This is a genomic window from Kribbella sindirgiensis, assembly GCF_004331435.1.
GTDB lineage: Bacteria > Actinomycetota > Actinomycetes > Propionibacteriales > Kribbellaceae > Kribbella > Kribbella sindirgiensis.
Genome location: NZ_SJKA01000031.1, coordinates 48,565 through 58,113, shown reverse-complemented (window position 1 = coordinate 58,113; position 9,549 = coordinate 48,565). Strand labels below are relative to the sequence as shown.

At 68.5% G+C, this 9,549-nt stretch carries 12 protein-coding genes; all 12 read right to left on the bottom strand.

Translation table 11 applies throughout. The annotated features are described in order from the left end of the window. Positions 1–132 precede the first annotated feature (132 nt). Positions 133–903, bottom strand: coding sequence for an inositol monophosphatase family protein (locus E0H50_RS41460; RefSeq protein WP_131296670.1), 771 nt, complete (start codon positions 901–903; stop codon positions 133–135). 10 nt (positions 904–913) lie between these two features. Next, positions 914–1,309: a hypothetical protein gene (locus E0H50_RS41455; RefSeq protein ID WP_131296668.1), complete on the bottom strand. Its 396-nt coding sequence runs from the start codon at positions 1,307–1,309 to the stop codon at positions 914–916. Between the two features lie 100 nt (positions 1,310–1,409). Beyond that, complete coding sequence (locus tag E0H50_RS41450) at positions 1,410–1,850, bottom strand: hypothetical protein (RefSeq protein WP_131296666.1); 441 nt, start codon at positions 1,848–1,850, stop codon at positions 1,410–1,412. A gap of 10 nt (positions 1,851–1,860) precedes the next feature. Continuing rightward, positions 1,861–2,385 (bottom strand): DUF3180 domain-containing protein, encoded by a 525-nt coding sequence (locus tag E0H50_RS41445; RefSeq protein WP_238151698.1) that lies wholly within the window; start codon positions 2,383–2,385, stop codon positions 1,861–1,863. A 2-nt stretch (positions 2,386–2,387) separates the two neighbouring features. Next, entirely contained in the window at positions 2,388–2,945 is a 558-nt protein-coding gene (gene folK / locus E0H50_RS41440) for a 2-amino-4-hydroxy-6-hydroxymethyldihydropteridine diphosphokinase (protein ID WP_131296663.1), read from the bottom strand. Beyond that, positions 2,942–3,331 (bottom strand): dihydroneopterin aldolase, encoded by a 390-nt coding sequence (gene folB / locus E0H50_RS41435; RefSeq protein ID WP_131296661.1) that lies wholly within the window; start codon positions 3,329–3,331, stop codon positions 2,942–2,944. The genes folK and folB overlap by 4 nt, the downstream gene beginning before the upstream one ends. After that, positions 3,328–3,789 carry a nuclear transport factor 2 family protein gene (locus tag E0H50_RS41430; protein WP_131296659.1) on the bottom strand — a complete coding sequence of 154 codons (462 nt, stop codon included), beginning with the start codon at positions 3,787–3,789 and terminating at the stop codon, positions 3,328–3,330. Before E0H50_RS41430 ends, folB begins: the two co-directional genes overlap by 4 nt. Continuing rightward, positions 3,786–4,583, bottom strand: a complete 798-nt coding sequence (folP, locus tag E0H50_RS41425) for a dihydropteroate synthase (RefSeq protein ID WP_131296682.1) — start codon at positions 4,581–4,583, stop codon at positions 3,786–3,788. The genes E0H50_RS41430 and folP overlap by 4 nt, the downstream gene beginning before the upstream one ends. A 103-nt stretch (positions 4,584–4,686) precedes the next feature. Continuing rightward, positions 4,687–5,838, bottom strand: a complete 1,152-nt coding sequence (locus E0H50_RS41420) for a S1 family peptidase (RefSeq protein WP_131296657.1) — start codon at positions 5,836–5,838, stop codon at positions 4,687–4,689. A 136-nt stretch (positions 5,839–5,974) separates the two neighbouring features. Next, positions 5,975–6,547 carry a GTP cyclohydrolase I FolE gene (folE, locus tag E0H50_RS41415; protein ID WP_131296655.1) on the bottom strand — a complete coding sequence of 191 codons (573 nt, stop codon included), beginning with the start codon at positions 6,545–6,547 and terminating at the stop codon, positions 5,975–5,977. A 241-nt stretch (positions 6,548–6,788) separates the two neighbouring features. Beyond that, entirely contained in the window at positions 6,789–8,822 is a 2,034-nt protein-coding gene (ftsH, locus tag E0H50_RS41410) for an ATP-dependent zinc metalloprotease FtsH (RefSeq protein ID WP_131296653.1), read from the bottom strand. A 174-nt stretch (positions 8,823–8,996) separates the two neighbouring features. Continuing rightward, the gene (hpt, locus tag E0H50_RS41405; protein WP_131296652.1) at positions 8,997–9,548 is read right to left on the bottom strand and encodes a hypoxanthine phosphoribosyltransferase; all 552 of its coding nucleotides are present in this window, start codon (positions 9,546–9,548) and stop codon (positions 8,997–8,999) included. Position 9,549: the final 1 nt, after the last annotated feature.

Below are 9,549 nucleotides of genomic sequence, written 5' to 3'. Positions count from 1 at the left end.
ACCCCGCAAACGCCTCGGCTACCACACCCCCCGCGAAATGTTCGCTAGCCTCCTCATCCAAGACCTAGACCGCGTTGCGACCACCCCCTGAATCTGCCGACCAAAAGTTTCCCGGCTCTGCCAGCGCACGGGTCAGCCGAGCAGCTCCTGGAGCGGCTTGCGGATGCCGTCGGCGACCGCGAAGACGCCGCGGGACTCGGGGGCGTGGTCGGTGCCGTCGAGGTCCAGGACTGTCACGCCGGCCTCGCGGCAGATCGCTACGCCGGCCATCGTGTCCCACGGCTTGTTGGAGAACATGATCAGCGCGTCGAAGTACCCGTTCGCGGTCCAGGTCAGCGCGGTCGCCGCCGTACCGATCATCCGGAGCCGCTGCACCCGCGGGACCAGCCGCTGGGTCAGCGCCGCTCGATCGGCGTTCACCGCCTCGGCGTCCGGCCCGACCGCATAGTCGCCCACGGCAACCAACGCGTCGGCCAGATCGGTGCATCGACTGCCCCGGATCGCCTTTCCGTTACAGGTCGCACCCAGTCCTTCCGCCGCGGCGTACGTCGTACCGAGCGCCGGGTGGTCGATCACCCCCGCGACGGCGCGGCCCTCGTGGATCAGCCCGAGCGAGATCGCCCACAGCGGTACGCCGTGGATGAAGTTCACCGTGCCGTCGACCGGGTCCAGCACCCAGCGCGTCCCGTCGGTCGCGCCGCCCTCCTCCTCGCCGAGTACGCCGATCTCGGGCGTTTCACGCTCGAGAAACGCTCGCACCTCCCGTTCCACGGCGAAGTCCACCTCGGACGCCATGTCCCGGTCGCCCTTGAACGTCAGCTCCCCGACCGCGCGGCTCTGTGTCACCGCCCGCCCACGCTCGACCGCGGCTCCGGCAACCTTCAGCAACTTCGCGAGATCCACACCGTAGAACCTACGCGATGCCCAACTCCCTGCGACGTCGGCGCCAGGCCGCGGCCGCTGCCACTCCGCCGATGGCCAGTGCGCCGACGGCGGCTGCCTGACCGATCTTGAGCGGGCATCCCGAAGCGCACTCCGGGATCGGGTACGGCTGCCCCGGGTTCAGCTCGTGCGTCTCGTCCGCCGACACGTACGCCTCGTCAGCGGGAAACGGGAAGCCCTCGGGATTCAGCAGCCGGTACCAGTCCAGGTCGTCCCACGCCTTGCGCCGGCACGTCACGTTCACCGACGGCGACTCGTACGGCGTCGGCCCCAGTTGCCCGATCGGCAGATGATCCTCGTTGTAGACCGTGACATGGCCGTTCGGATCGTTCATCGTCACAGCCGGGTAGTTCGCATCCAGCCCCATGACCGCAGTATGGGGCCGGGGCCAGAGGGCGTCTAGGAGCTCTGCGCCGTAGCGAGCCGCCGAGCGCCGCGCAGTAGGCGCAGAGCTCCTAGACGCCCTCTCAGGACGCGGCCAGGCCTCGCAGCTTGAGGTCGACGACGGTCGGCGCGTCGGCCTGCGAATGCTTGTCGCCGGCCGCGACGACGGTCGCGACCTCCTGGTCGATCTTGTCGAGGCGCTGGTCGATCTTGTCCAGCCGGCGCTGCATCAGGTCGACGAACTCCGCGTTCTCGACGACCCGGGCGCTGGTGATCCGCGAGTACTCCTGCGCGACCTGCGCGCGCTCGTCGGAGTGCGCCAGCCGCTCCACCAGCAACTGGTGACGGAACAGGAAGGCAGCGGCGATCGCGACCAGAACGGCCCCACCTGCGGCGGCCCGGAGAATCCAGGCATTCTGCGAGAAGAGCGCGACACTCACGCCCAGGCAGACAACGATCAGCAAACCGTTGGCGACGGTGAGAACTGTGGTCCTGGTTCGACGGCGGCTACCCCTGGAACCCATGGACCGCATGTTAGGGGGTCTTGTCGGGGTCCTCGGGCACACGACACGCACGTTCGAGCAACAATCCGGCCGTGACGACCAGCACTGAGACCACCGCCGCGGCACCGGCCATGATCACACGGTTACGAGGCCCCGAGGAGCCCATCGCCTGCAGGAAGCTTAACGCGAACCCTGCGTAAACACCGGTGCACAACGCGCCGACGAAGGCGCTCGCCTTCCCGATCATCAACAGGAAGACCGCGCGCGACGGTTCGATCCGTTCCCGGCGTACCTGGACCCGCTGGTGGGTGTTGCGGGCCGCGGCGAACAGCAGCGCGGCCAGGAACGCCCAGGCGATCAGCGTCAGCCAGGACACCGTGGGCGCGACACCCCCGCCGGCCTCGATCGCCTTCACCATCGTCAGGCCGACCGCGACCCCGAGGACGGCGATCGCGACCAGCAACCGCCGGGACGTCGGCCGCACCGAGCCCGGACGCGGCGGCTCCGGTTCGTCGCCGTTCCTGGGCGCCCGATCGGGCTCGGTACCGCCGGACACCACTACTGCAACTCGATGTCGAGCTTGGTCACGCCGTCGGTCCCGACCTTGGCGAGCAGGTCCGCGACCGGACCGTGGCCCGGCAGTACGGCGTCCCGCTCGATGTCGAGCCACGGCGCCAGTACGAACGCGCGCTCGTGCGCCCGCGGGTGCGGAATCGTCAGTTCCTCGGTCTCGATCGTCTTCTGCCCGTAGGTGATCAGGTCGACGTCGAGGGTCCGCGGCGCGCCCGGCACGCTGCGCTCCCGGCCGAACGCCTGCTCGACCGCGTGCGCACGCTCCAGCAACAGGTCGACGCCCAGCGTGGAATCGGCGAGCAGGACGATGTTCAGGTACGGACCGGACTCGTCCGGGCCGCCGACCGGCTGGGTCTCGTAGACCGGCGAGACATCGACCACCACGACGTCCGGGGTGTCCCGCAGTGCGTCGACCGCGCCCTGCAGATTCGCCTCACGGTCGCCGAGATTGCTGCCGAGCGACAGGATCACCTGGCGGATCGGCTTCAGGCCTCCGCTCAGGGTGTCCGCGTCGATGACGTGGGGACTAGGGGTCTCAGTCACGAGGATTCTCCGGCTCTGCGCTGCACGGTCAGGACAACGTCGTCGAACGGCACCGTGATCGGCGCCGAGGGTTTGTGGATGGTCACGGCCGTCGCTGTCACCCGGTGGTCGGCGAGACAGAGATCGGCGATGCGCTGGGCGAGGGTCTCGATCAGGTCCACCGGGTCGGTCTCGATCGCCTGGTGCACCTGCTCGGCCACCACCCCGTAGTTCACGGTGTCGGCCAGGTCGTCGGAAGCCGCAGCGGCCCGGGTGTCCAGCTCCAGCCGGACGTCCACGACGAACTCCTGTCCGTCGGCGCGCTCGTGATCGAACACCCCGTGGCGCCCGAACCCGCGGATGCCCCGGATCTCGATCACATCAGGAGGCGATACGGGACCGCTCATTCCGCCTCCTCCTGTCGGCCCCCAGACGACAGTACCGGTGAGGCATGGTGGATCCACAACCGCCAGCCGGAGGAAGTTCTGCGGAAAACGTTCGTGGCGAGCGCCTTTCCGCCCGCGAATCCGTCCTCCGGGGCGCCCTCACCCGACGACAGGACATTCTCCGTACACGTGACGTAGGCCACGTCTTCATCCACCCGCACCTGCACGTCGGTGAGGAAGAACTGGATGTACGGCGTGTTCGCGAAGATCATCGCCCAGGCCCGCATCATCTCGGCGTACCCGGAGATCGCCGCGTTCCCCGGATGGATGCAGACCGGATCGGGTTCCGGCAGCCAGACAGCCGCCATCAGGTCCAGGTCCCCGGCCTCGAACGCGTTGTAGAACGCGGTGTTGGCATTCAGTACGACGTCCTCGACCGTGGCGCCACGGGTACCGTCCTGCCGCGGTCCGTCCGTCATACAGTTCCCCATCTCTTGGCCACCCGGACCGCGTCCGCGCTCGGTGCCACCGCGTGCGCCCGGACACACCAGGCACCCGCGGCGGCGGCCAAGGCGGATACGGCCACGCTCGCGTCGTCTCGTCGTACGGCCGGTCTGGGTTCACCGGTCTGCTCGTCGGCGAGCAGCCTACCGAGGAACGTCTTCCGGGACGCACCGATCAGTAACGGTCTTTCCAGTACGGCGAATTCCCGCAACCGGCGCAGAATCTCCCAGTTGTGGTCCGCGTTCTTCGCGAAACCGAGGCCGGGGTCGAGAGCGACCCGGTTCAGGTCGATCCCCGCCTGGCGGATCACCTCGAGGCGTTCGCCGAGCTCGGCGATCACCTCGGCCACGACGTCGCCGTACTCCGCCTTGTTCTGCATGTCGATCGAGTGGCCGCGCCAGTGCATGCACAGGTACGGCGCTCCGCGCTCGGCGATCAGCGGGAGCATGTCCGGATCGGCCAGGCCGCCGGACACGTCGTTGATCATCGTGGCGCCGGCGTCCAGCACGAGCTCCGCGACCGGGGCCCGCATCGTGTCGACGGAGATGATCGCGCCTTCCGCGGCGAGAGCCTCGACGACCGGGATCACCCGGCGGAGCTCCTCCTCCTGCGACGGCCGGACGGCGCGCGGGCGGGTCGACTCACCGCCGACGTCCAGCAGGTCGGCGCCCTCGGCCAGCAGCTCCCGGCCGTGCTTGATCGCGGCACTCGGCTCGAACCACTCACCGCCGTCCGAGAACGAGTCCGGTGTCACGTTCACGACACCCATGACGAGGCACCGGTCCAGCACCGGCAACCCGTCCACGTGACCCCACGGCTCAGATCTCACCCACACACCGTAGTAGCCCCCACCCCCAAGTGGGCGGTTGGGCTCAGTTCGCGAGGATCAGGCGGGACTTCGTCGACTGCAGCGCCGGGGCGATCGGCTGGGCGTACGACTCGTTGGTCTGGCCGTACTTCTCCAGGCACTTCCCGTCGATCAGCGCCGCCCCGCTGGTGATGCCCTGCGCATAGTTCCCGGTCATGCTGGCGCCGCCGGAGTCACCCGTCTCGACGCAGGCGGTGTGCTGGAACAGCCCGCGGACGACGCGGTTGTTCCCGTAGTTCACCGTCACGTTCCGGGCGACGATCCGTCCGCAGGTCCAGCCGGTGCTCTTCCCCGACTTGCACAGCGTGGAGCCGACGGTGGCGTCCGCGATCCCCTTGACCGCGACGTTCCCGTTGCCCCAGCCCTCGACGTACCCCTGCTGGTCCCAGCCCTCGATCACGCCGACCGACCCGAAGTCGTGGCCCGGGAAGCTCGACGTGGACGTGTTGCCGAGGACGTACCCGTTGCGGGAGAACGACGGCCTGCCGGACGTGCAGTGCCCGGCGGTCAGGAAGATCCGGTTGCCTTTGCGGGTCTTGGCATTGAACCCGAGCGAGCACACGTACCCGGTGTTCTTGTCGACCTGTACGCCGCCGCGCAGGCTGAAATCGTCCGCGGTCGGCCGGACCGTCCCGGACACCTCGCGCAGCGTCACCCGCTCGCCGTTCGCCAGCGCGCGGGACAGGAACCGGTTGGTGATCGAGTCGTGCGCGCCGCGCTGCACCGAAACCACCACGGTCCCCGACATCGGGTCGACGTACCACGAGCGCACCTTGCCGGCGCTCGACGTGACCGCCAGCCGGTTCAGCTCGCCCTGTACGGCGTTCAGTTGCTTGGCGGTGAACTTGACCAGCCGCGGGACCGCGCCGATCCGGCGGACCAGGGCGGCCGTCGAGAGGTCCGACACCGCGACGATCAGCTCGCCGGAGTCGTCGTAGTAGCTGCCCACGACGCCCGAGTCGGTGCCGAGCTCCGACTCCAGGGTCTCCGCGACCAGCGGGTCCACCGCCGTCTTCGCGGCCTGCTTGTGGGGTGCGGTCTGGGATCCGGTCTTGTTCCGCGTGTCCGCGGTGGCCCAGTTCGCCGCGACCAGCCCGCCGGCCGTCAGGACGACGACCCCGGTAAGTGCGGCGCCGACCCGGAAACGCCCCGACATCCTGTCCTCCTCACACCGGCACCTGGTCCCCGTTGGCCAAGCACCACTACGGAAAGTAAACGCTCAGCGACAGAATGTCCATAGTGCTGGACTCTCAAACTTCAACGACCACAGCCCGCCCCGGGCTACGGGTGGGTCACCCAACGATCAGACTCATCGCCTCGGCGCGGGTCACAGGGTTGCGGAGCTGGCCCCGGACGGCCGAGGTGATCGTCTTGGCGCCCGGTTTCCGGACGCCGCGCATGGTCATGCACAGGTGCTCGCACTCGATCACCACGATCACGCCGCGCGGCTGCAGGATCTCGACCAGGGACTCGGCGACCTGCGTGGTCAGCCGCTCCTGGACCTGCGGGCGTTTCGCGTACACGTCGACCAGCCGGGCGAGTTTCGACAACCCGGTCACGCGGCCGTCCCGGCTCGGGATGTACCCGACGTGCGCGACCCCCGTGAACGGGACCAGGTGGTGCTCGCACAGGCTCCAGACCTCGATGTCCTTCACCAGGATCATCTCGTCGTGCTCGAGCGCGAACGTGGTCGTCAGCACGTCCTCGGCGCCCTGACCGAGCCCGGCCGTGATCTCGGCGTACGAGCGGGCCACCCGCGCCGGAGTGTCCCGCAAACCCTCGCGGTCCGGGTCCTCGCCGATCGCGTACAGCAGCTCGCGCACGGCCCGCTCGGCGCGCTCGTGGTCGAAGTTCGGTGACACCATCCCGGCACGCTACCCCGCAGGCGAACGAAAACGCCGCCACCCGGTCGGGTGGCGGCGTTCGTCGAGCTAGGTCCTGTCTGGTGATCCAGCGCCGTAGCGAGGAGGTGCTCGGTGCGGTGGCTCGGCGTGCGGGGGCGAAGGTCTCGATGCGGAGCATCGTGGCCTTTGCACCCGTGCGGCGAGGTGCCGTGCCGAGTGCCCCGCAGTAGGCGATGGATCGCCAGACAGGACCTTGGTCAGCTCACTGGTGGCTCGGCGGGGTCGGGCCGCTGCCGTAGTCCGGCGGGCGGATCGCCTCGTCCGGGCCGACGGAACCGCCCGGCAGCACGTCGTGCAGCGAACCGTTCTGCTCGGCGCGGCCCGGAACCGGCATCACCGGCGGCTGGTCGGACGGGACCCGGGTCGACGACCCGGTCCAGGCCGGCCGGCGCTCCTTCATGATCACCGGCTCGAAGACCCGGGCGATCTGGTGCTTGTCCAGGGTCTCCTTCTCCAGCAGCTCCTCGACCAGGTGGTCCAGGACGGCCCGGTTCTCGACCAGGATGTCGAAGGCCTCCTGGTGCGCGTTCAGGATCAGCTTGCCGACCTCCTCGTCGACCGCGGCCGCGATCTCCTCGGAGTAGTTCCGCTGGCTGCCCAGGTCGCGACCCAGGAACGGCTCGCCGTTGTCCTGACCGAACTTGATCGCCCCGAGCCGCTCGGTCATGCCGTACTGCGTGACCATCGCGCGGGCCAGTGCGGTGGCCTTCTCGATGTCGTTGCTGGCGCCCGTGGTCGGGTCGTGGAAGACCATCTCCTCGGCCGCGCGGCCGCCGAGCATGTAGGCCAGCTTGTCGAGCATCTCGGACCGGGTGGTCGAGTACTTGTCCTCGTCCGGCATCACCATCGTGTAGCCGAGCGCACGGCCACGCGGCAGGATCGTCACCTTCTGCACCGGGTCGGAGTGCGGCAGCGCCGCGGCGACCAGCGCGTGACCACCTTCGTGGTACGCGGTGAGCACCTTCTCCTTGTCCGACATCAGCCGGGTCCGGCGCTGCGGGCCGGCGATGACGCGGTCGATCGCCTCGTCCAGCATGTTGTTGTCGATCATCTGCAGGTTCGACCGGGCGGTCAGCAGGGCCGCCTCGTTCAGCACGTTGGCCAGGTCGGCACCGGTCATCCCCGGCGTCCGGCGGGCGACCGCGGTGAGGTCGACGTCCTGCGCCATCGGCTTGCCGCGCGCGTGCACCTTGAGGATCTTCTGCCGGCCGGGCATGTCCGGCGCGTCGACGGCGATCTGCCGGTCGAAGCGGCCGGGCCGCAGCAGCGCCGGGTCAAGGACGTCGGGCCGGTTGGTGGCCGCGATCAGGATCACGCCGCCGCGGACGTCGAAGCCGTCCATCTCGACCAGCAGCTGGTTCAGCGTCTGCTCGCGCTCGTCGTGACCGCCGCCGAGGCCTGCGCCGCGGTGCCGGCCGACGGCGTCGATCTCGTCGATGAACACGATCGCCGGGGCGTTCGTCTTGGCCTGCTCGAACAGGTCCCGGACCCGGGAGGCGCCGACACCGACGAACATCTCGACGAAGTCCGAACCGGAGATCGAGTAGAACGGCACGCCGGCCTCACCCGCGACCGCACGGGCCAGCAGGGTCTTACCGGTACCGGGCTGGCCGTAGAGCAGGACGCCCTTCGGGATCTTGGCGCCGACCGCCTGGAACTTGCCCGGCTCCTGCAGGAACTCCTTGATCTCCTGCAGCTCCTCGATCGCCTCGTCGACCCCCGCGACGTCGGCGAACGTGGTCTTCGGGGTGTCCTTGGTGACCAGCTTGGCCTTCGACTTGGCGAAGCTCATCACCCGCGACCCGCCGCCCTGCATGGAGTTCATCAAGAAGATGAACACCACGGCGATCAGCAGGAACGGGATCAGCGTGGAGAACACCTGGCCGATGAAGCTCGGCTTCGGGTTCTCGACGTCGTACCGCTCCACCTTGCCGCTGTCGTACAGCGACTGCAGGTCGTTGCCGAGGTTCTCCGCCTGGCCGTCGACCCAGTGCGCCCGGAGCTTGGTGCCGTCGGTCTTCTCGATCCGGATCTCCTGATCCGGGTCGATCAGCGTCACCGTCTTGATCGTCTTGTCGCTCGACGACTTGGCCTGCTGGATGAGCTGGACGACCTGGCCGGTGGGCTCGGTCTTGTAGCCGGTCGAGCCGGTCAGGAGCTGCCCGATCACCAGGACGCCCAGGAAGGCGACGACGATCCAGAACAGGGGTCCGCGGAAGATGCGCTTCACGTCCATGATCGAGGCCTAGGCCCCGTCCCTCCTAGCTCGGCAGGCCCGGGTATGGCGGGCTTGTGACGGTAATACCAGTCCAAGTGTCTCGTGTCGCACAAGACAACACAGCACGAGGGTCACCAAAGGACGGTACGACCCGTTGTACAGGCCGTCACCAAGTCTGCCCTGAAGCGCGGATCAGGAGTAGACGTGCGGGGCCAGAGTCGCCACGCAGCGCAGGTTCCGGTACTTCTCCGCGTAGTCCAGCCCGTACCCGACGACGAACTCGTCCGGCAGCTCCAGGCCGACGTACTTCACCGGGACCTGCATCTTCGCGGCGTCCGGCTTCACGAAGGCCGTGCACAGCTCCAGCGAGGCGGGCTTGCGTGACTCCAGGTTGCTGACCAGCCAGCTGAGCGTGAGGCCGGTGTCGATGATGTCCTCGACGATCAGCACGTGCCGGTTGGTGATGTCGGTGTCCAGGTCCTTCTGGATCCGCACCACACCCGACGACTTGGTCCCGGAGCCGTACGACGAGATGGCCATCCAGTCCATCTCCACGTGCCGGCTGAACGACCTGGCCAGGTCGGCCATCACCATCACCGCGCCGCGCAGGACGCCGACCAGCAGCAGGTCCTTGCCCTCGTAGTCGGCCTCGATCCGCGCTGCCAGCTCCCGCAGCTTCGCGAGGATCTGGTCCTCGGTGTAATGGATCTTGCTCAGGTCCTTCTCGATGTCCGCCGCATCCACG